We start from the raw sequence: 25,936 nt of genomic DNA, 5'->3' as shown, positions 1-25,936 counted from the left end.
ATAGGATTGTCATTATCCTGTAGCGCAGGTGGCGTCTTAGACCAAAGTCGCGAAACGTTTAGAAACGATTGACTTCATGGTCACGCTTTGGGACTAAATCGCCAATCCACGGTGAGCGGGGCAGCAGACCCCGCCTCCAGAGATACACAAGAATTAGAACGTAGAGGAGCAAAACATGTACAAGTCCAGCCTGGCTCTGGCCGTGGCACTGGGGGTTCTCGCCCAACAAGCAGGCGCTGCCGGTTTCGTTGAAGACAGCAAACTGTCGCTCAGCTCGCGCACCATGTACTTCAACAACGACAACCGTGACGGCGGTGCTGACAACCGCGAGTCTGGCCAGGGCTTCAAGCTCGACTACCTGTCCGGTTTCACCGAAGGTACCGTTGGCTTCGGCGTCGATGTTCAGGCCCTGTGGGGTATTCACCTGGATGGCGGCCGCGGCAAGCACCCTGACAACAGCAGCTTCTTCCCGAGCGATACCGACGGGTCTGCTGTAAGCCAGTGGGCGCGTGTAGGCGGTAATGCCAAGGCTCGCTTCTCCAAGACCGAAGCCCACTTCGGTAGCGCCCTGGCGCCGAACCTGCCGATCCTGGTGGCGAACGATGGCCGTCTGCTGCCGCAGACCTTCGAGGGTGGCACCATCCAGTCGAAGGAAATCGACAACCTGACCGTCAACGCCGGTCAGCTGACCCACGCCATGGGCCGTGCTTCGAGCAACCGTACCGGCCTGTCCGTGGCGGGCGCTACCCAGGACAGCAACAAGTTCCGCTACGGCGGCCTGGACTACAAGCTCACGCCAGACCTGACCCTGCAGTACTACTACTCGAACCTGGAAGACTTCTACAAGCAGCACTTCCTGGGCGCGACCCACGTGTTCAAGATTGCTGACGACCAGTCGTTCAAGACCGACCTGCGCTACTTCGACAGCAGCAGCGACGGCAAGAACGGTGAAGCCGGCTACCGCTTCAACAACAACGGCGGTTATGCCAAGAACGCTGGCGAGGTCGACAACAAGACCTGGACCGCCATGTTCACCTACACCCTGGGCGGCCATGCGCTGATGCTCGGTCACCAGCGCGTCAACGATGACGGTGGTTTCGTCTGGCTCAACCAAGGCAGCGTCGTTGATGGCAATGGCCGCAACGAAGGCGCCGGTGGCTCCAGCTTCTACCTGTTCACCGACAGCATGATCAACCAGTTCGCCAAGGCCGGTGAAAACACCACCTTCGGTCAGTACTCGTATGACTTCGCGCGTCTGGGCGTCCCTGGCCTGAAAGCTTCGGTCTCCTACCTGAAAGGTGAAGACGGCAAGAACGCCAACGGCAACGGTACCTTCAGCGAATGGGAACGTGACGCTCGCGTCGACTACGTCATCCAGGAAGGCACCTTCAAAGGCCTGGGCGCCAGCCTGCGTCACGGTGTCTACCGTGGCACTGGCACCAGCTCGCTGGCTGACCAGGATCAGACCCGTCTGATCTTCAACTACACTTACAACTTCCTGTAAGCCGTAGCTGAACCAGAAGCCTCGCCTAGTGCGAGGCTTTTTTGTGTCTGCAATTCGGTATGCTCTGTGGTTATAAATAAATCAGTATTTATTCTTTTTGTTTTTAACTGAATGCAGGCACATTGAACCCCACAAGGCCAGAACACAGCACAGGAGCCGCACCCCATGAGCCTCAAACTCGGCGACATCGCCCCCGATTTCGAACAGGATTCCAGTGAAGGCAAGATCCGCTTCCACGAGTGGCTCGGCAACAGTTGGGGTGTGCTGTTTTCCCACCCGGCCGACTTTACCCCGGTGTGCACCACCGAACTGGGCCTGACCGCCAAGCTCAAAGACGACTTCGCCCAGCGCGGCGTCAAGGCCATCGCGCTGTCGGTGGACCCGGTCGACTCGCACCACAAGTGGATCGATGACATCAACGAAACCCAGAACACCGTGGTCAACTTCCCGATCATCGCCGACGCCGACCGCAAGGTGTCCGACCTGTACGACCTGATTCACCCGAACGCGAATGACACCCTGACCGTGCGCTCGCTGTTCGTCATCGACCCGAACAAGAAGGTGCGCCTGACCATTACCTATCCGGCCAGTACCGGGCGCAACTTCAACGAGATTTTGCGGGTGATCGACTCGCTGCAGCTGACCGACAACTACAAGGTCGCCACGCCAGGTAACTGGCAGGACGGTGACGACGTAGTGATCGTGCCTTCGCTCAAAGACGAGGAGGAGATCAAGCAGCGTTTCCCCAAAGGGTATCGGGCGGTGAAGCCTTATCTGCGCCTGACGCCGCAACCTAATCGTTAAAGGATCCACGTTGCATTGCTCTTAGCCATAGCAGGGATTTCGGGCCGTTTCGACGGCCCTTTTTTATGCCTGAAGGAATGGTGTTGGCTTCTTCGCGGGTAAACCCGCCCCCACAGAGACCGCATTTGGGAATAAACAAAAATGGAATAAACAAATGAAAAAATATGATTTCTAGGTATATGAACAGGCTGTTAATGTCACTCCCAACAGAACACAAGGAAGCGCTCCAATGCTGGTCGTCTCAATCGGTGGTAGCCCTGGTACCCGTTCACGCTCCGGCGTGTTGCTCGAGCGCTCGCGCCAGTGGCTGCAGCACCGTGGCGTCGAAGTGGTGACCTTCCAGGTACGTGACTTCCCCGCCGAGGACCTGCTCCATGCGCGCTTCGACAGCCCGCAGGTGCAGCACTTCCAGCAACTGGTGGCCCAGGCCGATGGCCTGATCGTCGCCACCCCGGTGTACAAGGCATCGTTCGCCGGCGCGCTGAAGACTTTGCTCGACCTGCTGCCCGAGCGCGCCCTGGAGCACAAGGTCGTGCTGCCCATCGCTACCGGCGGCAGCATCGCCCACATGCTGGCGGTGGATTACGCGTTAAAACCGGTGCTGTCGGCACTCAAGGCGCAAGAGACCCTGCAAGGGATCTTCGCCGACGACAGCCAGGTCGCCTACGCAGAAGGCGCCAAGGCGGCACAGCTGGCACCTGCTCTGGATGAGCGCCTGCAGGACTCGCTGGAAACCTTCCACGTTGCCCTGGCCCGTCGGCCGCGCCCCGTGGCCCCCGGCGTACTCAACGAACGCCTGATCAGTGCCCGCTGGAGCATCTGACCCGGTTCAACGGCTTTATCGCGTCATCCACCTTACTCGCCCGTCAACGAGGCAAGCAGGTGCAACCCGAACCCCATTCGCACAGGAGAGCGCCATGCGCACAGTCTTCTTGCGTCGTGGTCTGGTCGCCCTGTTTGCGGCGGCTGTGTCCTTCGGCGCCATCACCCAAGCCCAGGCCGAGAGCCTGCGCATCGGTTATCAGAAATACGGCACCCTGGTGCTGCTCAAGGCCAAAGGCACGCTGGAGAAGCGCCTGGCCGAGCAAGGCGTGCAGGTGCAGTGGACCGAATTCCCCGGTGGCCCGCAGTTGCTCGAAGGCCTGAACGTCGGCTCCATCGACTTCGGCGTCACCGGCGAAACGCCGCCGGTATTCGCTCAGGCTGCCGGCGCCGACCTGCTCTACGTGGCCTACGAGCCACCGGCGCCGCACAGCGAAGCGATCCTGGTGCCGAAGGGCTCGTCGATCCAGTCGGTGAAAGACCTCAAAGGCAAGAAAGTCGTCCTCAACAAGGGCTCCAACGTCCACTACCTGCTGGTGCGTGCCCTGGAAGATGCAGGCCTCAAATACAGCGACATTCAACCGGTCTACCTGCCGCCAGCCGATGCCCGCGCGGCATTCGAGCGTGGCAGCGTCGATGCCTGGGTGATCTGGGACCCGTACCAGGCCGCCGCCGAGAAACAGCTGCAGGCACGTACCCTGCGTGACGGCAAGGGCCTGGTCGACAACCATCAGTTCTATCTCGCCACCCGTGACTATGCCACCCAGCACCCTGCCGTGATCAGCACCTTGATCGACGAAGTGCGTGCCGTGGGCGAGTGGTCCCAGGCCAACCCGCAGGAGGTCACCGATCAGGTCGCGCCCCTGCTTGGGCTGCCTGCCGACATCACCCTGACCTCGGTCAAGCGCCAAGGCTACGGCGCTGCGCCGCTCACCCCTGAGGTGGTGGCCGCGCAACAGAAGATCGCCGACACGTTCCAGGCGCTGAAGCTTATTCCCAAGCCGCTGAGCATCAAGGACGTGATCTGGACACCCCCGGCCAAGGTCGCCAGTGCGCCTTGATTGAATTGCCTGCGCCGGGGCGTTGCTCCGGCTTGAGCCACCCTTGAGGAGACAACTCCAATGAGCCTTAACATTTTCTGGTTTCTTCCCACACACGGTGACGGCAAGTACCTGGGCACCTCCGATGGCGCCCGTGCAGTCGATCACGGCTACCTGCAGCAAATTGCCCAGGCTGCCGACCGCCTTGGTTTTGGTGGGGTGCTGATCCCTACCGGGCGTTCCTGCGAGGATTCCTGGCTGGTGGCTGCGTCGTTGATCCCTGTCACCCAGCGCCTGAAGTTTCTGGTTGCCCTGCGCCCCGGCATCATTTCGCCGACCGTGGCGGCGCGCCAGGCCGCGACCCTGGACCGCCTGTCCAACGGCCGTGCGCTGTTCAACCTGGTCACCGGTGGCGACCCGGACGAACTGGCCGGTGACGGCCTGCACCTGAGCCACGAAGAGCGCTACGAAGCCTCGGTCGAGTTCACCCGTATCTGGCGCAAGGTGCTGGAAGGCGAAAACGTCGACTACGACGGCAAGCACATCCAGGTGAAGGGCGCCAAACTGCTCTATCCACCGGTTCAGCAACCGCGTCCGCCGCTGTACTTCGGCGGTTCGTCCGAAGCCGCGCAAGACCTGGCGGCCGAGCAGGTCGAGCTGTATCTCACCTGGGGCGAGCCACCGGCCGCTGTCGCCGAAAAAATCGCCCAGGTGCGCGAGAAGGCTGCCGCCCAAGGCCGCGAAGTGCGCTTCGGTATCCGCCTGCACGTGATCGTGCGTGAAACCAATGAAGAAGCCTGGGCCGCCGCTGACCGCCTGATCTCGCACCTGGACGACGAAACCATCGCCCGTGCCCAGGCCTCGCTGGCGCGTTTCGACTCGGTCGGCCAGCAGCGCATGGCTGCCCTGCACGGCGGCAACCGCGATAACCTGGAAGTCAGCCCCAACCTGTGGGCGGGTGTCGGCCTGGTACGTGGCGGCGCCGGTACTGCGCTGGTCGGCGATGGCCCTACCGTGGCTGCGCGGGTCAAGGAATACGCCGAGCTGGGCATCGATACCTTCATCTTCTCGGGTTATCCACACCTTGAAGAGTCCTACCGCGTTGCCGAGCTGCTGTTCCCGCACCTCGACGTACAGCGCCCGGAACAACCGAAAAGTACCGGTTACGTGAGCCCGTTCGGCGAGATGGTGGCCAACGACATCCTGCCCAAGTCCGTGTCGCAGAGCTGAGGGCCGGGCCATGAGTCGTGCAACTTCTTCTACCTTAGCCCAGCGCCTGGCCCCGTGGGCACTGCCGGTACTGCTGCTGGCAGCCTGGCAGCTGGCGGTCAGCGCGGGCTGGCTGTCGACCCGCATCCTGCCAGCGCCGAGCGCGGTGGTCAGCGCGGGTGTCGAGCTGGTGCGCAGCGGCGAGATCTGGACCCACCTGGCCATCAGTGGCTGGCGTGCCGGGCTGGGTTTCGTCATCGGCGGCAGCATCGGCCTGGCGCTGGGCTTTATCACTGGCCTGTCGAACTGGGGCGAACGCCTGCTCGACAGCTCGGTGCAGATGATCCGCAACGTGCCTCACCTGGCGCTGATCCCACTGGTGATCCTGTGGTTCGGTATCGATGAGTCGGCAAAGATTTTTTTGGTCGCCCTGGGCACGTTGTTCCCGATCTACCTCAACACCTACCACGGCATCCGCAACGTTGACCCGGCCTTGGTGGAGATGGCGCGCAGCTATGGCCTTTCCGGTTTCGGCCTGTTCCGTCAGGTGATCCTGCCAGGTGCATTGCCCTCGATTCTGGTGGGCGTGCGCTTCGCCCTGGGCTTCATGTGGCTGACCCTGATCGTGGCAGAAACCATCTCGGCGAATGCCGGTATCGGTTACCTGGCGATGAACGCCCGTGAATTCCTGCAGACCGACGTGGTGGTCTTGGCCATCGTCCTGTACGCCGTGCTTGGCAAGCTCGCTGACCTCGCCGCCCGCGGCCTGGAACGTGTCTGGCTGCGCTGGCACCCGGCCTATCAAGTGGCCAAGAAGGAGGGCGCATGACCGTGCTCAAGGAACAGCCGCCACGCCTGCTGCGTGGCATCCCCCTGGCATCCAACGGCCTGCGTAAAACCTTTGGCCAGCGTGAAGTGCTCAAAGGCATCGACCTGCACATCCCGGCCGGCCAGTTCGTCGCCATCGTTGGCCGCAGCGGCTGCGGCAAGAGCACCTTGCTGCGTTTGCTGGCCGGCCTCGACCAGCCCAGCGCCGGTGAATTACTGGCCGGTGCCGCACCCTTGGCCGAAGCCCGCGAAGAAACGCGGCTGATGTTCCAGGACGCGCGCCTGTTGCCGTGGAAGAAGGTGATCGACAACGTCGGCCTGGGCTTGTCTGGCAACTGGCGGCGACGGGCGCTGGATGCGCTGGAAGCAGTCGGCCTGGCCGACCGCGCCAACGAGTGGCCGGCAGCACTCTCCGGTGGCCAGAAGCAACGGGTGGCCCTGGCGCGGGCACTGATTCATCAGCCGCGTCTGCTGTTGCTGGACGAGCCGCTGGGTGCCCTGGATGCATTGACCCGTATCGAGATGCAGCAATTGATTGAACGCCTCTGGCGTCAGCACGGGTTCACCGTGTTGCTGGTCACCCACGATGTCAGCGAGGCGGTTGCCGTGGCGGACCGGGTGATCTTGATCGAAGACGGCGAGGTCGGGCTCGACCTCACTGTCGATCTGGCACGGCCAAGGTCGCGTGGTTCGCACCGTTTGGCGGCGCTGGAAAGCGAAGTGCTCAACCGTGTTCTGTCGGCCCCGGGCACTGCGCCTGAGCCGGATCCTGTAGCCCCTTTGCCCACGCAACTGCGTTGGGCGCACTGAATCACTCACTTACCGACTGAAGCCAAAGAGAAGGAATCAAGCCATGACTATCAAAGCCATCAACGTTCGCAACCAGTTCAAAGGCACCGTGAAAGAAATCCTCGAAGGCCCGGTACTGTCGGAAATCGACGTGCAGACCGCCTCCGGCGTTGTCACCTCGGTGATCACCACCCGCTCCGTGCGTGAGCTGGAGCTGCAGGTGGGCAGTGAAGTGATTGCCTTTGTGAAGTCGACAGAAGTGTCCATCGCCAAGCTGTGATTCTGGTGTTGAAGGGGGCTGCTCTGCAGCCCTTCGCGGGCAAGCCCGCTCCTACAAGAGATCGAATTCCCATCAGGAGATCGAATCCCATGTGGGAGCGGGCTTGCGTCGCGATAGGGCCGCAAAGCGGCCCCAACCATTTCAACCCAAACGCTTAGCCAGAAACGGCGGCAAATAAAGCCCCAGATACGCCTCGAACACCCGCTTGCCTTCCTCAGCCATACGCGCAGTGATCTGTTCATGCAACTGCACCGACCGCGCATACACCCGGTCGCTCAGCTCCATGGCCAGGGCAAACACATCCACATCCGCAGGCATCACCGGCAGGTGAAAATGCTGGTCGAACAGCTTGTACATCAGGTCGCCCAGCTCCATGTCGTGCTGCCGGTCGGCTTGCACCACTTCGCTCAGGCCATGCTGCGCCAGGATCAACTGACGCGCCGCGGCATCCCCGTTGTAGATATCCAGCATGCGTTGCTCGATCAACCGTGACAGTTCATGCCAGGTCGTCAGCGTACTGCTGTCGATCGGTGCACTCAGCGCTTCGCGAAACGCCCGGTGCACGTCGGCGGTCAACGCCTCCAGCAGGGCTGGGACGCTGGCGAAGAAGTGGTACACCGACGAAGGGGGTATCTGCGCCCGCTCGGCCACGCTGTAGATCGACAACCCCGCCACCCCCAGCTCGGCAAGCAGCTCGCGCGCGGCCGCCAGGATCGTCTCGATCCTGGCCTGGCTGCTGGCGCGCGGCTTGCGCGGGGAGGCGGTGCGGCTCATCAGTTGCTGATTGCCAGGATGCTGGCCTGGTAGGCGCCGACGAACAGGTCGAAGTCGCCGACTTCGGTCTGCTCAAGCTCGGCCTGTTTGGCCAGCGACTCGCGGGCGAGCGTTTCGAAGGCCTGCTGGCGTTCGCTGCTGAGCGGTTGCTCGCGGAAGCGCTCGGCGTGAACGCGGCTCTGGCGCAGCGAGAACTGGACAAAACTTTCGTCATGTTCGGTCATGCGTGCCAGGACTTGGGCCGATGGAGTCAGCGAGGCGTCGTCGACCTTGGCCTGTTGCTCCTGCAGGGCGTTGGCATGTGCGTCGCCGCCGTGTGCGCGGTCGAGCAGCTCGGCCAGTTGGCCAATGCGAGTGATCAACTCGGTAGCCCAGGTTTTCAGCGCGATGGGCTGACCATCACGGTGCAGTTCCAAGCCTGGGCGGCGGCCTTCTTTGACCACGGTCAGGAAGTTGCTGGTGCACTGGCCACACTCGCCGTTGTCCAGTTGCGGGCTTTCTTCAAGCGCGCAGAACAGCAGGAAGGCATCGAGGAAACGCGCTTCGGTCAGGTCGATCCCGACCGGCAGGAACGGGTTGATGTCCAGGCAGCGCACTTCGACGTATTGCACGCCACGTGACGTCAGCGCCTGGATCGGCCGCTCGCCGGTGTAGGTGACACGCTTGGGACGGATGTTCGAGTAGTACTCGTTCTCGATTTGCAGGATGTTGGTGTTCAGCTGCACCCACTCGCCATCCACGTGCGTGCCGACCTCGACGTAAGGCGGGTAGGGCGTGCCCACCGCCTTGCGTAGGCTGTCGGTGTAGCTGGCCAGGTTGTTGTAGCACGGCGTGAGGCCGGCCTGGGCGTTGCTCTGGTAACCCAGGTCGCTCATGCGCAGGCTGGTGGCGTAGGGCAGGAACAACGTTTCGGCATCGAGTTCTTCGAGCTGGTGCGGGCGGCCACGCAGGAAGCCTTTGTCCAGGGTCGGCGAAGCGCCGAACAGGTACATCAAAAGCCAGCTGTAGCGGCGGAAGTTGCGGATCAGCGCGATGTAGGCCGACGACTGATAATCGCGCGCGTCTTCTGCACTGCCTTCGCTTGCGCGCAGCAATGGCCACAACGCTTCAGGCAGCGAGAAGTTGTAATGGATACCGGCGATGCACTGCATGGTGCGGCCATAGCGCAGGGCCAGGCCTTTGCGGTACACGTGCTTGAGCTTGCCGATGTTCGAGCTGCCGTATTCGGCAATCGGGATGTCTTCCTCGGCCGGCAACGCGCAGGGCATCGACGGGCTCCACAGGTATTCGCTACCCAGCTTGGTGTAGACGAAGCGGTGGATCTCGTCGAGGTTCTCGAGCACCTGGGCCGGGTCCGCCAGGGCCGGGGTGATGAACTCCAGCAGCGACTCGGAATAATCGGTGGTGATCTGCTCGTTGGTCAGCGCCGAACCCAAGGCCTCAGGGTGCGGGGTCTGGGCCAGGCGACCTTCATCGGTCACGCGCAGGCATTCTCGCTCAATACCGTGCAGGCACTGCTTGAGCAGGGGGAGATTTGCGCCGAGCAGGCTCAGGCGGCGGTTGAGGAGTTCGCTCAAGATGTATTCCTTCACGCGTCAGTCGCCCCAATATGGGGGTAGAGATAACGGTCTACAAGGGTAGGAAGAAAGGAACTGGCGTTGTCGCCTGGTTTACGCGGTTCCAGCAGTGCCAGCGCACTGCTGAAAATACCGCAGATACAGCTTGGTGAGCTAGAGAACCGCGAAGGTTCCTTGCGCTTTGGCCACCAGTTTGTCGCCTTGAACTACGTCGGCGTCGACCACCAGCGTGCGCCGCCCGGCGTGCAGCACACGGGCCGTGCACAGCACCTCGCCATCACTGACCGCGCGCATGTAGTTGATCTTGCATTCGATGGTCACGCTCTGCTGGTCGAAACCATGGCTGGCCGAGCAGGCCAGGCCCATGGCGATGTCCACCAGGCTGAAGATCGCCCCACCGTGCAGTTTCTGGCCACGGTTGCGCAGTTGCGGCTCGAGCGCCAGGGCCACTTCGGCAACGCCTGTGTCCAGGCGTTGCAGGCGGCAGCCAAGCAGTTGGCTGAAGGCGCTTTCGACGTATTCGCGCGGGACGTCCATCACTTCTTCTTCAGCTGCTTGGCGTTGGCGAACAACGACGCCATGGCATTGTTGACCGGGGCGGCAGTGGCAGTTTCACGCTGGCGCGGGGCCTGCTGCTGGCGATTGCCGCCGTTGCCACGGCCGCCGCCACGGTTGCCTTCGACCTTCTCGCCCGGGGTATCGCCCATGCGCATGGACAGCCCGACACGCTTGCGTGGGATGTCCACTTCCATGACCTTGACCTTGACCACGTCGCCGGCCTTGACCGCTTCACGCGGGTCTTTGATGAACTTCTCGGACAATGCCGAGATGTGCACCAGGCCGTCCTGGTGCACGCCGATGTCGACGAATGCGCCGAAGTTGGTGACGTTGGTGACCACGCCTTCCAGGATCATGCCAGGCTCCAGGTCCTTGAGGTCTTCGACGCCGTCCTGGAAGGTGGCGGTCTTGAACTCAGGGCGTGGGTCGCGGCCGGGCTTGTCCAGCTCTTGCAGGATGTCGGTAACGGTCGGCAGGCCGAAGGACTCGTCGGTGAACTTCTTCGGGTCCAGGCGCTTGAGGAAGCTGCTGTCGCCGATCAGCGAGCGGATGTCGCGGTCGGTGCCAGCGGCGATGCGTTGCACCAGCGGGTAGGCCTCAGGGTGCACGGCGGAGGCGTCCAGCGGGTTGTCGCCGTTCATCACACGCAGGAAGCCGGCGGCTTGTTCGAAAGTTTTTTCACCGAGGCGGCTGACCTTTTTCAGCGCTGCACGGGTCGCGAACGGGCCGTTGGCATCGCGGTGGGCGACGATGTTCTGTGCCAGCGTAGCGTTAAGGCCGGAGATACGGGTCAGCAGCGCCACCGAGGCCGTGTTCACGTCCACGCCCACGGCGTTCACGCAGTCCTCGACCACGGCGTCCAGGCCACGCGCCAGCTTCAGCTGGGACACGTCGTGCTGGTACTGGCCGACACCGATGGATTTCGGGTCGATCTTCACCAGCTCCGCCAGTGGGTCCTGCAGGCGGCGGGCAATCGACACGGCGCCGCGGATCGATACGTCCAGGTCCGGGAACTCGCGCGCGGCCAGTTCCGATGCCGAGTACACCGACGCACCGGCCTCGGAGACCATGATCTTGGTGATTTTCAGGGCTGGGTATTTTTTGACCAGCTCGGCCACCAGCTTGTCGCTTTCGCGGCTGGCGGTGCCGTTGCCGATGGCGATCAGTTCCACCGAGTGCTTGGCGCACAGTGCGGCCATGATGGAAATGGTGCGGTCCCAATCGTTCTTCGGCGCGTGCGGGTAGACCGTCGTGTAGTCCAGCAGTTTGCCGGTGGCGTCGACCACGGCGATCTTGCAACCGGTGCGCAGGCCTGGGTCGAAGCCCAAGGTGGCGCGCGGGCCGGCCGGGGCGGCCAGCAGCAGGTCGTGCAGGTTGTGGGCGAACACGTTGATCGCCTCGCTTTCGGCGTTGTCGCGCAGTTCGCCGAACAGGTCGGTTTCCAGGTGGGTGTACAGCTTGACCTTCCAGGTCCAGCGCACCACCTCGCCCAGCCACTTGTCGGCCGGCCGGCTGCGGTTTTCAACGCCGACGTGGTTGCCGATCATCACTTCGCACGGGTGCAGGGTGCCAGGCAGTTCTTCACCGACTTTGAGCGAGGCGCTCAGGATGCCTTCGTTGCGCCCGCGGAAAATCGCCAGGGCACGGTGCGACGGGGCATTGCGCAGCAGTTCGTCATGGGCGAAGTAGTCGCGGAACTTGGCGCCTTCTTCTTCCTTGCCAGCCACCACGCGGGCGCTGAGCACCGACTCTTGCTTGAGGAAGTTGCGCAACTTGTCGAGCAGGGCGGCGTCTTCGGCGAAGCGCTCCATGAGGATGTATTTCGCGCCTTCCAGCGCCGCCTTGACATCGGCCACGCCCTTTTCGGCGTCGACGAAGCGGGCCGCTTCGGTTTCCGGGGTCAGCTGCGGGTCGTTGAACAAACCGTCGGCCAGCTCGCCGAGGCCGGCTTCCAGGGCGATCTGGCCCTTGGTGCGGCGCTTTTGCTTGTACGGCAGGTAAAGGTCTTCGAGGCGGGTCTTGGTGTCGGCCAGCTTGATCTCGCGGGCCAGTTCCGGGGTCAGCTTGCCCTGTTCCTCGATGCTGGACAGGATGCTGGCGCGGCGCTCATCGAGTTCGCGCAGGTAGCGCAGGCGCTCTTCCAGGTGGCGCAGTTGGGTGTCGTCCAGGCTGCCGGTCACTTCCTTGCGGTAACGGGCGATGAAGGGCACGGTCGAGCCTTCGTCCAACAGGCCCACGGCCGCTTCGACCTGTTGTGGGCGTACGCCCAGTTCCTCGGCGATACGGCTGTTGATGCTGTCCATGTAAACCACCTGACAATTGTGAATACGGGGGCCGCGCGCGGGTTTGCAGCCCGACGGCACTGGATGAAAGCCGCGCATTATACCCATCGTGACCGGCTTGCGGTGATGGCGCCAAGCCAGCCTGAACAGCCCGGAACTGGCGCCGGGGGAAAAATCTGCTAACAATGCTCACGGCACGCGTTGCAATGGCTACGCCATAATGCGCGGCGATACCAGAGGAGTAATTCATGACCGGCACTGCAAACACCGCTGAAGGTGACAAGATTCTCATCGTCGACGACGATCCGGGGCTGAGCAGCCTGCTGGAGCGTTTCTTCACCAGCAAGGGCTACCGTGCCCGCGCGGTGCCCAACACCGAACAGATGGACCGCCTGCTCGCGCGGGAGGTGTTCAACCTGGTGGTGCTCGACCTGATGCTGCCGGGCGAAGACGGCCTGTCCGCCTGCAAGCGCCTGCGCCAGTCGAACAACCAGATCCCGATCATCATGCTCACCGCCAAAGGCGACGAGCTCAGCCGCATCAAAGGGCTGGAGCTGGGCGCTGACGACTACCTGGGCAAACCCTTCAACCCGGACGAACTGATGGCCCGGGTCAAGGCCGTGCTGCGCCGCCAGGCACCGAGCGTCCCGGGTGCGCCGGGCAGCGAGGACGAATCGGTCACCTTCGGTGATTACGAGCTGTCGCTGGCCACCCGCGAGCTTAAACGCGGCGACGAAGTGCACATGCTCACCACCGGTGAGTTCGCCGTGCTCAAGGCGCTGGTCATGCATGCGCGTGAACCGCTGACCCGCGACAAACTGATGAACCTGGCCCGTGGCCGCGAGTGGGATGCCCTGGAGCGTTCCATCGACGTGCAGATCTCGCGCCTGCGTCGCATGATCGAGCCCGACCCGTCCAAGCCACGGTACATCCAGACGGTCTGGGGCGTAGGGTACGTCTTCGTGCCGGACGGAAACGCCGGCAAATGATGCTGCGTCGTCCATGAGAACGCCGTTGTGGTTTCCGCAGAGCTTCTTCGCCCGCACGCTGTGGCTGGTGCTGATCGTCGTCCTGTTTTCCAAGGCGCTGACCCTCGTTTACCTGTTGATGAACGAGGATGTGCTGGTCGACCGTCAGTACAGCCACGGTGTGGCATTGACCTTGCGCGCCTATTGGGCTGCCGATGAAGAGAACCGTGACAAGATCGCCGAGGCCGCAGGCCTGATCCGGGTGACCGGCTCGGGTGTGCCGGAAGGCGAGCAGCACTGGCCTTACAGCGAGATCTACCAGCGCCAGATGCAGGCCGAGTTGGGCGAAGACACCGAAGTACGCCTGCGCATCCATGCGCCACCGGCGTTGTGGGTCAATGCGCCGAGCCTCGGCCCTGGCTGGCTCAAAGTCCCGCTGTACCCGCACCCGCTGCGTGGGCAGAAGATCTGGAACGTGCTTGGCTGGTTCCTGGCCATCGGCCTGTTGTCCACCGCCTCTGCCTGGATTTTCGTGCGCCAACTGAACCAGCCCCTCAAGCGCCTGGTATTCGCCGCCCGGCAACTGGGCCAGGGGCGCAGCGTGCGCTTGCCAATCAGCGATACGCCCAGTGAGATGACCGAGGTGTACCGCGCGTTCAACCAGATGGCTGAGGATGTCGAGCAGGCCGGGCGTGAACGCGAGTTGATGCTGGCAGGGGTTTCCCACGACTTGCGTACACCGCTGACGCGCCTGCGCCTGTCGCTTTCGCTGCTGGACAGTGATAACGAGCTTAGCGATGACATGGTCCGCGATATCGAGGACATGGACGCGATTCTGGACCAGTTCCTGGCATTCATTCGCGATGGCCGTGATGAGCCGGTGGAAGAGGTCGAACTGGCCGACCTGGTGCGCGAAGTGGTGGCCCCGTACAACCAGCCCGAAGAACGTGTACGGCTGTGCCTGGAGCCGATTCCGCCGTTCCCGCTGCGTCGGGTTTCGCTCAAGCGCATGCTGGGCAACTTGATCGGCAACGCCCTGCACCATGCCGGCAAGGGCGTGGAAGTGGCGGCCTATGTGTCCGGCGACGAGAGCGCGCCTTACGTGGTGCTCAGCGTGCTGGACCGGGGGACGGGGATCGACGAGTCGGAGTTGGAGACGATCTTCAACCCGTTCATTCGCGGTGACCGTGCCCGTGGTGGCAAGGGCACCGGGTTGGGCCTGGCGATCGTCAAGCGCATCGCGGCCCAGCATGGCGGGAATGTCGAGTTGCGCAACCGGTCGGGTGGCGGGATCGAGGCGCGGGTCAGGTTGCCGTTGGGGCTTTTGCTGCCGCGTAATGCGGTGTGATTGTCGGGGCTGCAAAGCAGCCCCAACATTTCAGCCCTTACCCTTGGTCCGAGTCTGATTCGGCCCGCCATTCTTCTCCAGGTGCTCGATGATCATCCCGGCCACGTTCTTGCCGGTGGTCACTTCAATCCCTTCCAACCCCGGCGACGAATTCACCTCCATCACCAACGGCCCATGGTTGGAACGCAGGATATCCACCCCCGCCACGCTCAGCCCCATCACCTTGGCCGCACGAATGGCGGTAATCCGCTCTTCCGGCGTGATCTTGATCAGGCTGGCCACCCCACCCCGATGCAAGTTGGAGCGAAACTCGCCGGGCTTGGCTTGACGCTTCATCGAGGCAATCACCTTGTCACCCACCACAAAGCAGCGAATGTCGGCCCCGCCGGCCTCCTTGATGTATTCCTGCACCATGATGTTCTGCTTCAGGCCCATGAACGCTTCGATCACCGACTCTGCAGCTTGAGTTGTTTCGCACAGCACCACGCCAATGCCCTGGGTACCTTCCAGCACCTTGATCACCAGGGGCGCGCCGTTGACCATCTGGATCAGGTCCGGGATGTCGTCAGGTGAGTGGGCGAAACCGGTGATCGGCAGGCCGATGCCACGGCGCGACAGCAACTGCAACGAGCGCAGCTTGTCACGTGAGCGGGCGATGGCCACCGACTCGTTGAGCGGGTAGACGCCCATCATCTCGAACTGGCGCAGCACCGCGCAGCCATAGAACGTCACCGAGGCACCAATGCGCGGGATCACCGCATCGAAACCTTCCAGTGGCTTGCCGCGGTAGTGGATCTGCGGCTTGTGGCTGGCGATGTTCATGTAGGCCCGCAGGGTATCGATCACCACCATTTCGTGGCCACGCTGGGTACCGGCTTCGACCAGGCGGCGGGTGGAATACAGACGCGGATTGCGCGACAGCACAGCGATCTTCATGCAGCACCTGTGACAGGGGAAAGGGTGGCCGGAAAGGCCGGTTTGTCTTGTACGTACTTCAGGCCAGGGTTGACCACCAAGTGGCCGTGAATAAGTGCTTTGGAACCCAGCAGCAGGCGGTAGCGCATCTCTTTGCGACAGGCCAGGGTGAACTCGACTTCCCACACGCTATCGCCCAGTGCCAGCGATGTGCGAATCACATAGCGGGTCTGGGCGTGGCCATTGGAGCTCTTGATGGTCTTCATGGTCACCAGTGGCGCTTCGCAACGGCGGTGGCGCAACTGCACCACCGAACCCAGGTGCGCAGTAAATCGGACCCACGGTTGGCCGTCACGTTCGAACTGTTCCACCTCGGTGGCGTGCAGGCTGGACGTACTGGCGCCGGTATCGATCTTGGCGCGCAGCCCGGCGACGCCAAGGTCGGGCAGGGCTACCCACTCGCGCAGGCCGATCACAGTCAAATGGTCAAATGTCTTCACGAAGCGCACCCAGGGGATAAGGTGGTGAACTGTAAGCACGGCGTGGACTTTTTGCATCCGCAAGATACGGTAGTACAGTTCGATTAAAGACAGAATTCGAGGTAACGGGATGGCACACAAGGCGGAAGAAGACGACAAGGTTCGCCTGGACAAATGGCTATGGGCGGCGCGGTTCTACAAGACTCGTGCGCTGGCCAAGGCGGCCATCGAAAGTGGCAAGGTGCATTGCCGGGGCGAACGCTGCAAGCCGGGCAAGGAACCGAGGGTAGGGGATGAGTTTGTCCTGCGCACCGGGTTTGACGAGCGAACAGTGGTGGTCAAGGCGCTGTCGGTGGTCAGGCGCGGGGCGCCCGAAGCGCAGGCGCTGTATGCAGAAACCGAAGAGAGTGTGCGCCGCCGCGAACAGGCTGCTGAAATGCGCAAGGCCGGGGCGATGGGTGTGACCACCGATGGCCGGCCGACCAAGAAGCAGCGGCGACAGATTCACCAACTGCACGGTAGCTTTGACTGAACAAGGGCTGCTTTGCAGCCCATTCGCGGGGCAAATGTGGGAGCGGGCTTGCCCCGCGAATGGGCCGCAAAGCGGCCCCCGCTGTTAGCGAACCACCGCCAATCTACCGACCAACGGTAACCTGGCTGCTAGGGCAAACAACGGCGCCGTGCAGCGCATCAACGCCGCACTGCCTTTGGCCGCCAGAGGCGTATAGCAACTCCACCCCAACGCCAGCACCGCCATCAGCAACCCGCCGATGTAGTCGTCCTGGCCCCAATGGGCGCCCGCCACCAAGCGTGGCAGCATGAACACCAGCGCCAGCCCCCAGACCACCAGGTAGTGCATCAGGCGACGGCTGAACACGCTCATGAACAACGCCCAGACCAGCAGCACCGAGGCGTGATCGCCCGGGAAACTCTTGCTGGAGCGGTCCTTGAGTTCCCAGGCCGCTTCCAGGTTCGGGTAATAGTCACTGAGGTGCACGACGTCATCGAAGATCATCGATGGGCTCTTGTGTTGCCACCCCGCAGCATCCACCCACTTGGAAAACAGCGCGCGAATCACCACTAATAGGATCAGGGTCACCAGAAAACCGAAAAACGCCTCACGCACCTGGCAAGCTTTGAACACCCAGTTGCCACGGATCAGCACCGCCAGAAGGATCAGCCCGACCACGATGTCGAACGGGCGCAGGCTGCCAAGGGTCCAGATGTAGCGCCAGGTGGTGTTGTCGGCCAGTGGCGCATTGAGGCTGTGGAACAGCCACTCGTCGAAAGTCAGGCACAGGATCTGGCCAAAAGGCCATAACCAGAAACACAGTAGAGCGATGGGCAGCAGCGTGCAGGCTGCCAAGGGCCCGAAGGACCACCTTGCTTGGAACAGTGGTCGATTGTCCATAAGATACCTCTATTGCCAACAGGAATCGGAGCGCCTTGTGAGCGCTCTGCCACGGGCTTCGCAGTATTTCGAAACGCCGTGTAACCATTTTGTCATCATTTTCAGATAGCCAGAACCTATGAGCGAATTGCCGGATACCGATTTCACCCAACGTTTCCTCTTCGACGACCGCGATATCCGCGGTGAGTGGGTAGGGCTCGACCGCAGCTATGCCGAAGTGCTGGCGCGTCACCCGTACCCCCAACCCGTGGCCGCGCTGCTCGGCGAATTGATGGCCGCCACCGCATTGCTGGTGGGTGCCCTGAAGTTCGACGGCCTGCTGATCCTGCAGGCGCGTTCTCAGGGGCCGATCCCGCTGCTGATGGTGGAATGCTCGGGCGAGCGCGAAATCCGCGGCGTGGCCCGTTACGAAGCCGATCAGATTCCTGCCGACGCGACCTTGGCGCAGCTGATGCCCGACGGCCATCTGACGCTGACCATCGACCCAGTCAACGGCCAGCGCTACCAGGGGACCGTGGACCTGGACGGTGCCAACCTGTCGGAGTGCTTCACCAATTACTTCGTTCAGTCGCAACAGCTCAACACCCGTTTCTGGCTCGATGCCAAAGATGGCAAGGCCCGCGGCCTGCTGTTGCAGCAGTTGCCACGTGATCGCCAGCCGGACGACGAAGAGCGCGAGGACAGCTGGCAGCACGTTGTAGCCCTGGCCAAGACACTCAAGCCTGAAGAGTGGCAGGAAGACAACGAAACCTTGCTGCACCGTCTGTACCACGAAGACGCCGTGCGCCTGTTCGACATCGAACCCCTGCGCTTCCACTGCAGCTGCTCGCGCGAGCGCTCCGGCAATGCGCTGGTCAGCCTCGGCGAGCACGACGCCAAGCAGTTGGTCGAGGAGTGTGGTGGCAAGGTGGAGATCGATTGCCAGTTCTGCAACGAGCGCTATTTCTTCGATGCAAGCGATGTGGCGCAACTGTTTGCGGGTGGCGGCACGGACACGGCCTCAGAAACTCGCCACTGAAACGATTAATTGCAGGGAAATCTCCTGTCTAATTGCGCAAAAGCGCGGTTACGACAGGAGGGGCCTACTTTTTTTGGGCTTTTCTGGCATAATCCGGCCACTTTTTTCGCTGTAGTAGTTTTTTACAGACAACTACAAAACGTTTGGAGCACTCGGCCTCGGGCCGGATGGGGTATCTCATGACGCAAGCCAACAACACCGTGTACACCGACCTGAGCGTCGATGAGCTGGTAAAAGAAGCGCTGCAACGCGGTGAAGGCGTACTAGCCGATACCGGCGCACTGGTCGTTGAGACTGGGCACCGTACTGGCCGTTCGCCGGCTGACCGTTTCATCGTCGAAGAACCTTCCACCCAGGATGCCATTTCCTGGGGCCCGATCAACCGCAAGTTCCCGGCCGACAAGTTCGATGCCCTGTGGGACCGCGTCGAGGCGTTCAACAACGCCCAGGATCACTTCGTTTCCTACGTTCACGTAGGGGCGGCCGCCGAGCACTACCTGCCGGTGAAGATGACCACCCAGACTGCCTGGCAGAACCTGTTCGGCCGTTGCCTGTTCATCAACCCTGAACAGTTCAACCCGGCTGGCCGTGACCAGTGGCAAGTGCTCAACGTTGCCAACTTCGTGTGCGAGCCTGAGCGTGACGGCACCAACTCCGACGGCTGCGTCATCATCAACTTCGCCGCCAAGAAAGTGCTGATCGCTGGCATGCGTTACGCCGGCGAAATGAAGAAAGCCATGTTCTCGGTGCAGAACTTCCTGCTGCCGGCCGCTGACGTGCTGCCAATGCACTGCGCTGCCAACATCGGCGAAGAAGGCGATGTGACCCTGTTCTTCGGCCTGTCCGGCACCGGCAAGACCACCCTGTCGGCCGACGAAAGCCGTTACCTGATCGGTGATGACGAGCACGGTTGGGGCGAAGGCGTTGTCTTCAACATGGAAGGCGGCTGCTACGCCAAGTGCATCGACCTGTCCGAGAAGAACGAGCCGGTCATCTGGAAAGCCATCAAGCATGGCGCAGTGCTGGAAAACGTCGTACTCGACGCCAACAAGCACGCCGACTACACCGACGTCAGCCTGACCCAGAACAGCCGTGCGGCCTACCCGCTGGAGCACGTTGCCAAGCGTTCCGAAGCGAACCTGGGTGGCGAGCCTAACGCGGTCATCTTCCTGACCTGCGACCTGACTGGCGTTCTGCCTCCGGTTTCGATCCTGAACAACGAACAGGCTGCTTACCACTTCCTGTCCGGTTACACCGCGCTGGTCGGTTCCACCGAAATGGGTTCGGGCGGCGGCATCAAGTCGACCTTCTCCACCTGCTTCGGCGCGCCGTTCTTCCCGCGTCCGGCTGGCGAGTACGCTGAGCTGCTGATCAAGCGCATCAACGGCTTCAACTCCAAGGTCTACCTGGTCAACACCGGCTGGACCGGCGGTGGCTACGGCGTTGGCAAGCGTTTCAGCATTCCGACCACCCGTGCTGTGATCGCTGCGATCCAGAGCGGTGCACTGGTAGGCGCCGAAACCGAGCACTTGGACATCATCAACCTGGACGTGCCAAAAGCCGTTCCGGGCGTCGACACCGAGCTGCTCAACCCGCGCACCAACTGGGCTGACAAAGCCGCTTACGACGAAGCGGCCAAAGGCCTGGCCAAGCTGTTCATCGAAAACTTCAAGAAATTCGAAGTTTCCGACGCGATCAAGGCTGCTGGTCCACAGCTGTAAGCTGCCGCCAGTTGCAACGAGGAAGCCGCCCTTAGGGGCGGCTTTTTTTTAGTTTGTTTTGATCATGCGTCTTGGCTCGGAGGTGTTCGCCACAGCATCTTTAGCGCCCATGAGAACGAGCGCCGCCCGCGCGGCGCTTCGCAGCACAAGGCTGCTCCTACATCTGTTTCGGGCCAGTAACGCCAGTACCAACGCGCGCGACCGCCTTGTTTGTTCCACACGATATCGAGGTGGGCGCCAAAAGGGCCGCGCGCCTCTGCCTCAGGATGCATTGGCCCGAAACAAATGTAGGAGCAGCCTTGTGCTGCGAAGCGCCGCGCGGGCGGCGCTCGATTTGCGCACCACCTCAGAACTCAAGATAAGCACCTGGCAGCCTTCACCCCATCTCTCGGCCAGCAAATTCACATCACGTCCGTAATTTCTGTTTCACTGATAGCATTCATTGCGACCTCGCGAGACAGACAAATGACTGAAGCCCCACAGCGCAGCGCATTCACCCACTTCCACCCCATCCTCACCCGCCCGCAAGACAACGACCACAACGGCCATATCGCCGGTGCCACCGTGCATGGCTTTTTCGAAACCGCTATCCAGGCTTTTCTGGTGGAGCAGGCCGAATTCGACCTGCGCGAAGGTGCGCTGGCGGCGTTTGTGGTCAGTTCGGCTGCAGACTTCTTCGCCCTGCCGGGCTTTCCGGATGTGCTTGAGGTGGGGCTGGGCGTGACACGCCTGGCGGGCAGTACCGTGGAGTACCGGTTGGCCCTGTATCGCCCGGGTGAAGCAGACGCCTGTGCGGCGGGGACGGTGGTGCAGGTGTTCATCGAGCGGGCAAGCGGCCGCCCTGTGCCGTTGCCAGAGGCGCTGCAGGCAGTGCTCGCTGGCCTTCAGCTCGGACAACAGGCATAAAAAAGCCCCGCCGGTGCGGGCGGGGCTTTTGTTGCCAGGGCTGGGCCCTCAGGCATTAGTCGCGCCAGTGGCGCTTGTGCTTGCGGTGGCCGTAATGATGGCCACGGTCGTAGTGACGGCGGTCGTCATAGCTGCGACGGTAGCGACGATCGTCATGGCGCTCGTCTTCGTCGGCCTTGTTACCCATGTAGTTACCCAGCGCGCCACCGGCACCACCGCCGGCTGCCGCACCTATGTAGCTACCGGTGGTGCCGCCCACGGAGCGACCGACCACGTTACCGCCTGCAGCGCCCAGTGCGCCACCGATGGCGGCTTCGCCACGCTGACGTTTGTCGGCACCCAGTGCACCGCCGGCGGCGCCGCCCAAGCCGGCACCAATGGCGCCGCCTGTGCTACCACCGATGGAGTTGCCCACGACGGAGCCGAGTACCCCACCCAATGCGCCGCCAATGCCGGCCTCGGTATTGCCACCGGCCATGGCAACGCCGCTGAGCAAGCTGAAAGACAACAACAGAATCGAGGAGTACTTCTTCATCAAGAGAGCCTCATAGGGATGACGAGGGCGAATTTGAGGCTCTGGAGGGCGGCTGGCAATTGAAATCCGACGAGTAGCACGAGTTGTACACAATTCTCTAAGTTGCTGTATTTACTGTGAAACTTTATCGTTTTTTGGCTGTCAGAGGTACTTATGACAAAGCCCTGAACCGTTGCGGAACAGGGCTTTTTTCGTTTTTGGCGGTGCTGCTTCCGGCCCTTTCGCGGGCAAGCCCGCTCCTACCCCATCACCCCAATTCTCAAGCCTGGTGGAGTACCTGTGGGAGCGGGCTTGCCCGCGAAGAACCCAACACATCTCTAAAGAATGCGCCCATTATCCCGCGCCCGCTCCAGCTTGATGGCAATGAACTTCGACGTCGGCGTATGGCTGCCATCGCCAATGCTCTCAAGCGGCACCAGCGGGTTCACTTCGGGATAGTAAGCCGCCGCTTGCCCCGCCGGGATATCGAAGGCCAGCAATGTGAAACCGTGCACTCGGCGCACATGCTCATCCCCCCACAACGAAACAATGTCGACCTTCTGCCCCGGCTGGAACCCCAGGCGGACGATGTCGGCCTCGTTGGCGAACAGCACTTCACGCTGGCCACGCACGCCGCGGTAGCGGTCATCCAGGCCATAGATAGTGGTGTTGTACTGATCGTGTGAGCGCATCGACTGCATGATCAGGTCGGGCAACTGGCCGCTGGCCCGCACCCTTTCATCAAGCAAGGTATCCGGCAACAGGTTGGCCTTGAAGTTGGCGCGGCCGGTAGCGGTCTTCCATTCGCGGCTGGCGGCGCTGTTGCCCAGGTAAAAACCACCCGGTTCACGCAGGCGTTCGTTGAAGCCGCTGAAGCCGGGGATGGTGTCGCCGATCAGGTCGCGGATGCGGTCGTAATCGGCCACCAGCCAGTGCCAGTCGACCGGTTGTTTGCCCAGGGTGGCGGCGGCGATACCGGCGACCACCGCAGGCTCCGAGCGCATCTGCGTCGACAGCGGTTTCAACTGGCCGTTGGAGGCATGGACCATGCTGAACGAGTCTTCCACAGTCACCGCTTGTGGGCCATCGGCCTGCAGGTCGATGTCGGTACGGCCCAGGCACGGCAAGATCAGCGCCTGCTTGCCGTGGACCAGGTGGCTGCGGTTGAGTTTGGTACTGATGTGCACGGTCAGTTCGCAGTTGCGCAGCGCCTGCGCGGTGCGCTCGGTGTCTGGCGTGGCTTGGGCAAAGTTGCCGCCCAGCCCGATGAACACCTTGGCGCGGCCGTCGAGCATGGCGTGGATGGCTTCGACGGTGTTGTGGCCGTTGTGCCGCGGCACGGGGAAGTTGAAGCGCTTTTCGATGGCGTCGAGCAAGGCCACCGGCGGCCGCTCGTTGATGCCCATGGTGCGGTCGCCCTGGACGTTGCTGTGGCCACGCACCGGGCACAGGCCGGCGCCTGGCGCACCGATGTTGCCGCGCAGCATCTGCAGGTTGACGATTTCCTGGATGGTCGGCACCGAATGGCGGTGCTGGGTGATGCCCATCGCCCAGCACATGATCACCCGCTTGCCACGGCAGTACATGCGCGCGGCCAGCTCGATGTCGGCCAGGGTCAGGCCGGATTGCGCCTGAATGTGTTCCCACGAAGTGGCGTCGACCACGGCCAGGTAGTCATCGACGCCGTGGCCATGCTCGGCAATGAAGGCGTGGTCGAAGACCGCAGGCTCGCCCTTGGCCTGGGCTTCACGTTCCCACTGCAGGACGAACTTGGCCATGCCACGCAGCAGCGCCATGTCGCCACCCAGGGCCGGGCGGAAGAACGCGGTGTTGGTCGGCCGGTCGCTGTTGGTCAACATCTCCAGCGGGTTCTGCGGGTGCTGGAAGCGCTCCAGGCCGCGCTCTTTCAGCGGGTTGACGCACACCACCTGGGCACCGCGTTTTACCGCATCGCGCAGTGGGTCGAGCATGCGCGGGTGGTTGGTGCCCGGGTTCTGGCCCCAGACGAAGATCGCATCGGCATGCTCGAAGTCGTCGTAGGTGACCGTGCCCTTGCCCACGCCGACGCTCTGCCCCAAGGCCACGCCGCTGGCTTCGTGGCACATGTTCGAGCAGTCCGGGAAATTGTTGGTGCCGTAGGCGCGCACGAACAATTGGTAGAGGTACGCGGCTTCGTTGCTGGCACGGCCCGAGGTGTAGAACTCGGCCTGGTCAGGGGTTGCCAGGTTGTTCAGTTCGCGGGCGATCAGGGCAAAGGCCGCCTCCCAACTGATGGGCTGGTAATGGTCGCGTTGCGCGTCGTAGACCATCGGTTCGGTCAGGCGCCCTTGGTACTCCAGCCAGTAATCGCTTTGCTCGCGCAGCGCGCTGACGCTGTAGCGGGCGAAGAAGGCGGCATCGACGCGGCGCTTGGTGGCTTCCCAGTTGACTGCCTTGGCGCCGTTCTCGCAGAACTTGACCATGCCGCTTTCCGGCGAATCGCCCCAGGCGCAGCCAGGGCAGTCAAAGCCGCCATTCTGGTTGGTCTTGAGCAGGGCGCGAATGTTCTTCAGCGCATTGTCGCTGCCGACCCAAGCCTTGGCCACGCTGCGCAACGCCCCCCAGCCACCGGCGGGGCCGTGGTAGGGCTTGTAGCGAGGGGAGGAGGCTGGGGCGTTGTCCGGGAGGTGCTGGTACGAGGTCACGGCTGTTACGACTCCGCCGCTGGGCTGTAGACCCGCGGTGCGCTGTGCTTGGGCAAGTGGATGAGGTTGAGGTTGTGCTTGCGTGCCCATTGCAGGGCAAGGCCGGTGGGCGCCGACAGGCTGACCAGGGTCTGGATGCCGGCACGCAGGACCTTCTGGATCAGCTCCAGGCTGCAGCGGCTGGTGACGATGGCCAGGCCGCCTTCACTGTCGATGCCTTGGCGCAGCAGGGCGCCGATCAGTTTGTCGAGGGCGTTGTGCCGGCCGATGTCCTCGCGGCCGAGCAACAGCTCGCCGTTACGGTCCATGAACAGTGCCGCATGCACCGCGCCGCAATGCTGGCCAAGCGGCTGGAAGGCGTCGATGCGCTGGCGCAGGCCAGCCAGCCAGTGCGCGGGCGGCAGTGGCGCGCCGGGCAGTTCGGCAAGCTCTGGCAGTGCCTGCTCCAGGGCTTCGACCCCGCACAGGCCGCAGCCGCTGGTGCCGGCCAGTTGGCGGCGCTGGTTTTTCAGGTTCCAGAAGGCGCGGCTGGAGATTTCCAGGTCGGCGTACATCGCCGAACCGCTGCCAGAAAGCTTGAGGTCATAGATTTCCTGGGTGCCTTCGACAATCCCGCTGCCGACGCTGAAACCGACTGAAAAGTCTTCCAGATCGGTCGGGCTCACCAGCATCACGGCCTGATTGAGGCCGTTGAAGGCGATGGCCAGGGCCACTTCTTCGGCCAATGGCGTGCTGGCGCGCTCGGCGTCGCTGAGCTGGACGTACTCGTAAGTGTTGCTGGCGGCGGGCAAGGCCAAAGGCGATGAGGCCGCGCAGACCGGAGGTTTGCTGTTCATCGGGGCTGACTACCGGCGGCTTTTTGATAGCACAAGCCTAGGCCTGTGGGCCGGTCACGTCTAATCGCTAGGGTCTATGCCGTGATAGACCGCGTCGATTGGTCGCAGCGGGGCAGGGCGGGCAATCCTGGCCTAGACTCCTGGCTCCGAGGTTTTATCAACAAGGAGAACGCAATGAGCCTGTTCAGTTTCGTGAAGGAAGCCGGCGAGAAGTTGATCGACCTACTGACCCCCGGCAATACCAAGGCTGAGGAGCAGTTGAAGAAACACGTGAAAGACGTCGGCCTGGGTAATCCGAACATCACCGCCACTGTAGAGGGCGACAAGATCATCCTCAAGGGTGAGGTGGCCAGCCAGGAGGAAAAGGAGAAGATCATTCTGGCGGCGGGCAACATCAGTGGTGTGGCCAGCGTTGACGATCAGATCACCGTAACAGGGCCAGTCGTTCAGGCGGCGCGGTTCGTTACCGTGAAAAAGGGTGACACCCTGTCAGCCATTGCCGTAGTCGTGTATGGCAACGCCAACCAGTACAACAAGATCTTCGAGGCCAACAAGCCGATGCTTAAGCACCCGGACAAGATCTACCCGGGGCAGGTGTTGCGCATTCCGGACTGATCTTTACAGCCCGTACCACAGGGTAGCGCATCAGCCTGTAGGAGCAGCCTTGTG

25 protein-coding genes are annotated in these 25,936 nt (G+C 62.4%); 15 read left to right on the top strand and 10 right to left on the bottom strand.

Features of this window, described 5'->3' with window-relative positions; translation table 11 throughout:
- Window positions 1–175 precede the first annotated feature (175 nt).
- The 8 genes from MFF34_RS09320 (at window position 176) to MFF34_RS09285 (ending at window position 7,276) form a co-directional block, all read left to right on the top strand.
- The gene (locus tag MFF34_RS09320; RefSeq protein WP_085273870.1) at window positions 176–1,504 is read left to right on the top strand and encodes an OprD family porin; all 1,329 of its coding nucleotides are present in this window, start codon (window positions 176–178) and stop codon (window positions 1,502–1,504) included.
- A 165-nt stretch (window positions 1,505–1,669) separates the two neighbouring features.
- The gene (locus MFF34_RS09315) at window positions 1,670–2,308 is read left to right on the top strand and encodes a peroxiredoxin (RefSeq protein ID WP_027595177.1); all 639 of its coding nucleotides are present in this window, start codon (window positions 1,670–1,672) and stop codon (window positions 2,306–2,308) included.
- A gap of 229 nt (window positions 2,309–2,537) precedes the next feature.
- Entirely contained in the window at window positions 2,538–3,131 is a 594-nt protein-coding gene (ssuE, locus tag MFF34_RS09310) for an NADPH-dependent FMN reductase (RefSeq protein WP_027595178.1), read from the top strand.
- 94 nt (window positions 3,132–3,225) lie between these two features.
- The gene (locus MFF34_RS09305; RefSeq protein ID WP_027595179.1) at window positions 3,226–4,191 is read left to right on the top strand and encodes a sulfonate ABC transporter substrate-binding protein; all 966 of its coding nucleotides are present in this window, start codon (window positions 3,226–3,228) and stop codon (window positions 4,189–4,191) included.
- Window positions 4,192–4,251: 60 nt separating this feature from the next.
- A complete protein-coding gene (ssuD, locus tag MFF34_RS09300) occupies window positions 4,252–5,400 on the top strand; it encodes an FMNH2-dependent alkanesulfonate monooxygenase (protein ID WP_099428069.1) in 1,149 nt (382 codons plus the stop codon).
- Between the two features lie 10 nt (window positions 5,401–5,410).
- Window positions 5,411–6,208, top strand: a complete 798-nt coding sequence (gene ssuC, locus MFF34_RS09295; RefSeq protein WP_027595181.1) for an aliphatic sulfonate ABC transporter permease SsuC — start codon at window positions 5,411–5,413, stop codon at window positions 6,206–6,208.
- On the top strand, window positions 6,205–7,017 hold the full coding sequence (gene ssuB, locus MFF34_RS09290) for an aliphatic sulfonates ABC transporter ATP-binding protein (protein ID WP_238212669.1): 813 nt from the start codon (window positions 6,205–6,207) through the stop codon (window positions 7,015–7,017). The genes ssuC and ssuB overlap by 4 nt, the downstream gene beginning before the upstream one ends.
- 43 nt (window positions 7,018–7,060) lie before the next feature.
- Window positions 7,061–7,276 carry a molybdopterin-binding protein gene (locus tag MFF34_RS09285; protein ID WP_027595183.1) on the top strand — a complete coding sequence of 72 codons (216 nt, stop codon included), beginning with the start codon at window positions 7,061–7,063 and terminating at the stop codon, window positions 7,274–7,276.
- 141 nt (window positions 7,277–7,417) lie between these two features.
- On the opposite strand, the gene MFF34_RS09280 is transcribed toward MFF34_RS09285, so the two are convergent.
- From MFF34_RS09280 to MFF34_RS09265, 4 genes are all read right to left on the bottom strand, one after another.
- Complete coding sequence (locus MFF34_RS09280) at window positions 7,418–8,050, bottom strand: TetR/AcrR family transcriptional regulator (protein ID WP_027595184.1); 633 nt, start codon at window positions 8,048–8,050, stop codon at window positions 7,418–7,420.
- A complete protein-coding gene (gene gshA, locus MFF34_RS09275; RefSeq protein WP_371098113.1) occupies window positions 8,050–9,627 on the bottom strand; it encodes a glutamate--cysteine ligase in 1,578 nt (525 codons plus the stop codon). The genes MFF34_RS09280 and gshA overlap by 1 nt, the downstream gene beginning before the upstream one ends.
- Window positions 9,628–9,780: 153 nt before the next feature.
- Window positions 9,781–10,164: a PaaI family thioesterase gene (locus MFF34_RS09270; protein WP_050580765.1), complete on the bottom strand. Its 384-nt coding sequence runs from the start codon at window positions 10,162–10,164 to the stop codon at window positions 9,781–9,783.
- Window positions 10,164–12,488, bottom strand: a complete 2,325-nt coding sequence (locus MFF34_RS09265; protein WP_027595186.1) for a Tex family protein — start codon at window positions 12,486–12,488, stop codon at window positions 10,164–10,166. Before MFF34_RS09265 ends, MFF34_RS09270 begins: the two co-directional genes overlap by 1 nt.
- Before the next feature lie 227 nt (window positions 12,489–12,715).
- Between MFF34_RS09265 and ompR the strand changes: the two genes are divergently transcribed.
- Both ompR and MFF34_RS09255 read left to right on the top strand, forming a co-directional pair.
- Window positions 12,716–13,456 carry a two-component system response regulator OmpR gene (ompR, locus tag MFF34_RS09260; protein ID WP_085273867.1) on the top strand — a complete coding sequence of 247 codons (741 nt, stop codon included), beginning with the start codon at window positions 12,716–12,718 and terminating at the stop codon, window positions 13,454–13,456.
- Window positions 13,457–13,469: 13 nt separating this feature from the next.
- On the top strand, window positions 13,470–14,783 hold the full coding sequence (locus MFF34_RS09255) for an ATP-binding protein (protein ID WP_238212666.1): 1,314 nt from the start codon (window positions 13,470–13,472) through the stop codon (window positions 14,781–14,783).
- 30 nt (window positions 14,784–14,813) lie between these two features.
- Here MFF34_RS09255 and rimK read toward each other — a convergent pair whose 3' ends face one another.
- Both rimK and MFF34_RS09245 read right to left on the bottom strand, forming a co-directional pair.
- Window positions 14,814–15,719: a 30S ribosomal protein S6--L-glutamate ligase gene (rimK, locus tag MFF34_RS09250; RefSeq protein WP_012316721.1), complete on the bottom strand. Its 906-nt coding sequence runs from the start codon at window positions 15,717–15,719 to the stop codon at window positions 14,814–14,816.
- A complete protein-coding gene (locus tag MFF34_RS09245; protein ID WP_027595189.1) occupies window positions 15,716–16,198 on the bottom strand; it encodes an ATP-dependent zinc protease in 483 nt (160 codons plus the stop codon). The genes rimK and MFF34_RS09245 overlap by 4 nt, the downstream gene beginning before the upstream one ends.
- Before the next feature lie 109 nt (window positions 16,199–16,307).
- Here MFF34_RS09245 and MFF34_RS09240 point away from each other — a divergent pair, with 109 nt between their 5' ends.
- Complete coding sequence (locus MFF34_RS09240; RefSeq protein WP_238212664.1) at window positions 16,308–16,709, top strand: RNA-binding S4 domain-containing protein; 402 nt, start codon at window positions 16,308–16,310, stop codon at window positions 16,707–16,709.
- A gap of 84 nt (window positions 16,710–16,793) precedes the next feature.
- Here the strand turns inward: MFF34_RS09240 and MFF34_RS09235 are convergent, their stop codons facing one another.
- Complete coding sequence (locus MFF34_RS09235; RefSeq protein WP_238212662.1) at window positions 16,794–17,588, bottom strand: phosphatase PAP2 family protein; 795 nt, start codon at window positions 17,586–17,588, stop codon at window positions 16,794–16,796.
- A gap of 118 nt (window positions 17,589–17,706) precedes the next feature.
- On the opposite strand from MFF34_RS09235, the gene hslO reads away from it, so the two are divergent.
- The 3 genes from hslO to MFF34_RS09220 all read left to right on the top strand — a co-directional run bounded on the left by hslO (window position 17,707) and on the right by MFF34_RS09220 (window position 21,233).
- A complete protein-coding gene (hslO, locus tag MFF34_RS09230) occupies window positions 17,707–18,606 on the top strand; it encodes an Hsp33 family molecular chaperone HslO (RefSeq protein ID WP_027595192.1) in 900 nt (299 codons plus the stop codon).
- Between the two features lie 179 nt (window positions 18,607–18,785).
- Entirely contained in the window at window positions 18,786–20,327 is a 1,542-nt protein-coding gene (locus tag MFF34_RS09225; protein WP_027595193.1) for a phosphoenolpyruvate carboxykinase, read from the top strand.
- Window positions 20,328–20,792: 465 nt separating this feature from the next.
- Entirely contained in the window at window positions 20,793–21,233 is a 441-nt protein-coding gene (locus tag MFF34_RS09220) for a thioesterase family protein (protein WP_099452625.1), read from the top strand.
- A 55-nt stretch (window positions 21,234–21,288) separates the two neighbouring features.
- Here the strand turns inward: MFF34_RS09220 and MFF34_RS09215 are convergent, their stop codons facing one another.
- The 3 genes from MFF34_RS09215 to fdhD all read right to left on the bottom strand — a co-directional run bounded on the left by MFF34_RS09215 (window position 21,289) and on the right by fdhD (window position 25,267).
- Window positions 21,289–21,768 carry a glycine zipper domain-containing protein gene (locus MFF34_RS09215; RefSeq protein WP_027595195.1) on the bottom strand — a complete coding sequence of 160 codons (480 nt, stop codon included), beginning with the start codon at window positions 21,766–21,768 and terminating at the stop codon, window positions 21,289–21,291.
- Between the two features lie 317 nt (window positions 21,769–22,085).
- Window positions 22,086–24,431: an FdhF/YdeP family oxidoreductase gene (locus MFF34_RS09210; protein ID WP_085273861.1), complete on the bottom strand. Its 2,346-nt coding sequence runs from the start codon at window positions 24,429–24,431 to the stop codon at window positions 22,086–22,088.
- A 5-nt stretch (window positions 24,432–24,436) separates the two neighbouring features.
- On the bottom strand, window positions 24,437–25,267 hold the full coding sequence (gene fdhD / locus MFF34_RS09205; RefSeq protein ID WP_238212653.1) for a formate dehydrogenase accessory sulfurtransferase FdhD: 831 nt from the start codon (window positions 25,265–25,267) through the stop codon (window positions 24,437–24,439).
- A 174-nt stretch (window positions 25,268–25,441) separates the two neighbouring features.
- Here fdhD and lysM point away from each other — a divergent pair, with 174 nt between their 5' ends.
- Window positions 25,442–25,882, top strand: a complete 441-nt coding sequence (lysM, locus tag MFF34_RS09200) for a peptidoglycan-binding protein LysM (RefSeq protein WP_238212645.1) — start codon at window positions 25,442–25,444, stop codon at window positions 25,880–25,882.
- The last annotated feature ends 54 nt before the right edge of the window (window positions 25,883–25,936 follow it).

The organism is Pseudomonas sp. PAGU 2196 (assembly GCF_022179005.1).
GTDB lineage: Bacteria > Pseudomonadota > Gammaproteobacteria > Pseudomonadales > Pseudomonadaceae > Aquipseudomonas > Aquipseudomonas kermanshahensis.
This window is presented reverse-complemented; position numbering and strand designations above follow the sequence as displayed.

What these genes read in the sequence shown, in the direction of transcription:
- MFF34_RS09320 (WP_085273870.1), top strand. Translation starts at nt 176, where the DNA reads ATGTACAAGTCCAGCCTGGCTCTGGCCGTGGCACTGGGGGTTCTCGCC.
- MFF34_RS09315 (WP_027595177.1), top strand. Translation starts at nt 1,670, where the DNA reads ATGAGCCTCAAACTCGGCGACATCGCCCCCGATTTCGAACAGGATTCC.
- ssuE (WP_027595178.1), top strand. Translation starts at nt 2,538, where the DNA reads ATGCTGGTCGTCTCAATCGGTGGTAGCCCTGGTACCCGTTCACGCTCC.
- MFF34_RS09305 (WP_027595179.1), top strand. Translation starts at nt 3,226, where the DNA reads ATGCGCACAGTCTTCTTGCGTCGTGGTCTGGTCGCCCTGTTTGCGGCG.
- ssuD (WP_099428069.1), top strand. Translation starts at nt 4,252, where the DNA reads ATGAGCCTTAACATTTTCTGGTTTCTTCCCACACACGGTGACGGCAAG.
- ssuC (WP_027595181.1), top strand. Translation starts at nt 5,411, where the DNA reads ATGAGTCGTGCAACTTCTTCTACCTTAGCCCAGCGCCTGGCCCCGTGG.
- ssuB (WP_238212669.1), top strand. Translation starts at nt 6,205, where the DNA reads ATGACCGTGCTCAAGGAACAGCCGCCACGCCTGCTGCGTGGCATCCCC.
- MFF34_RS09285 (WP_027595183.1), top strand. Translation starts at nt 7,061, where the DNA reads ATGACTATCAAAGCCATCAACGTTCGCAACCAGTTCAAAGGCACCGTG.
- MFF34_RS09280 (WP_027595184.1), bottom strand. Translation starts at nt 8,050, where the DNA reads ATGAGCCGCACCGCCTCCCCGCGCAAGCCGCGCGCCAGCAGCCAGGCC.
- MFF34_RS09270 (WP_050580765.1), bottom strand. Translation starts at nt 10,164, where the DNA reads ATGGACGTCCCGCGCGAATACGTCGAAAGCGCCTTCAGCCAACTGCTT.
- MFF34_RS09265 (WP_027595186.1), bottom strand. Translation starts at nt 12,488, where the DNA reads ATGGACAGCATCAACAGCCGTATCGCCGAGGAACTGGGCGTACGCCCA.
- ompR (WP_085273867.1), top strand. Translation starts at nt 12,716, where the DNA reads ATGACCGGCACTGCAAACACCGCTGAAGGTGACAAGATTCTCATCGTC.
- MFF34_RS09255 (WP_238212666.1), top strand. Translation starts at nt 13,470, where the DNA reads ATGAGAACGCCGTTGTGGTTTCCGCAGAGCTTCTTCGCCCGCACGCTG.
- rimK (WP_012316721.1), bottom strand. Translation starts at nt 15,719, where the DNA reads ATGAAGATCGCTGTGCTGTCGCGCAATCCGCGTCTGTATTCCACCCGC.
- MFF34_RS09240 (WP_238212664.1), top strand. Translation starts at nt 16,308, where the DNA reads ATGGCACACAAGGCGGAAGAAGACGACAAGGTTCGCCTGGACAAATGG.
- MFF34_RS09235 (WP_238212662.1), bottom strand. Translation starts at nt 17,588, where the DNA reads ATGGACAATCGACCACTGTTCCAAGCAAGGTGGTCCTTCGGGCCCTTG.
- hslO (WP_027595192.1), top strand. Translation starts at nt 17,707, where the DNA reads ATGAGCGAATTGCCGGATACCGATTTCACCCAACGTTTCCTCTTCGAC.
- MFF34_RS09225 (WP_027595193.1), top strand. Translation starts at nt 18,786, where the DNA reads ATGACGCAAGCCAACAACACCGTGTACACCGACCTGAGCGTCGATGAG.
- MFF34_RS09220 (WP_099452625.1), top strand. Translation starts at nt 20,793, where the DNA reads ATGACTGAAGCCCCACAGCGCAGCGCATTCACCCACTTCCACCCCATC.
- MFF34_RS09215 (WP_027595195.1), bottom strand. Translation starts at nt 21,768, where the DNA reads ATGAAGAAGTACTCCTCGATTCTGTTGTTGTCTTTCAGCTTGCTCAGC.
- fdhD (WP_238212653.1), bottom strand. Translation starts at nt 25,267, where the DNA reads ATGAACAGCAAACCTCCGGTCTGCGCGGCCTCATCGCCTTTGGCCTTG.
- lysM (WP_238212645.1), top strand. Translation starts at nt 25,442, where the DNA reads ATGAGCCTGTTCAGTTTCGTGAAGGAAGCCGGCGAGAAGTTGATCGAC.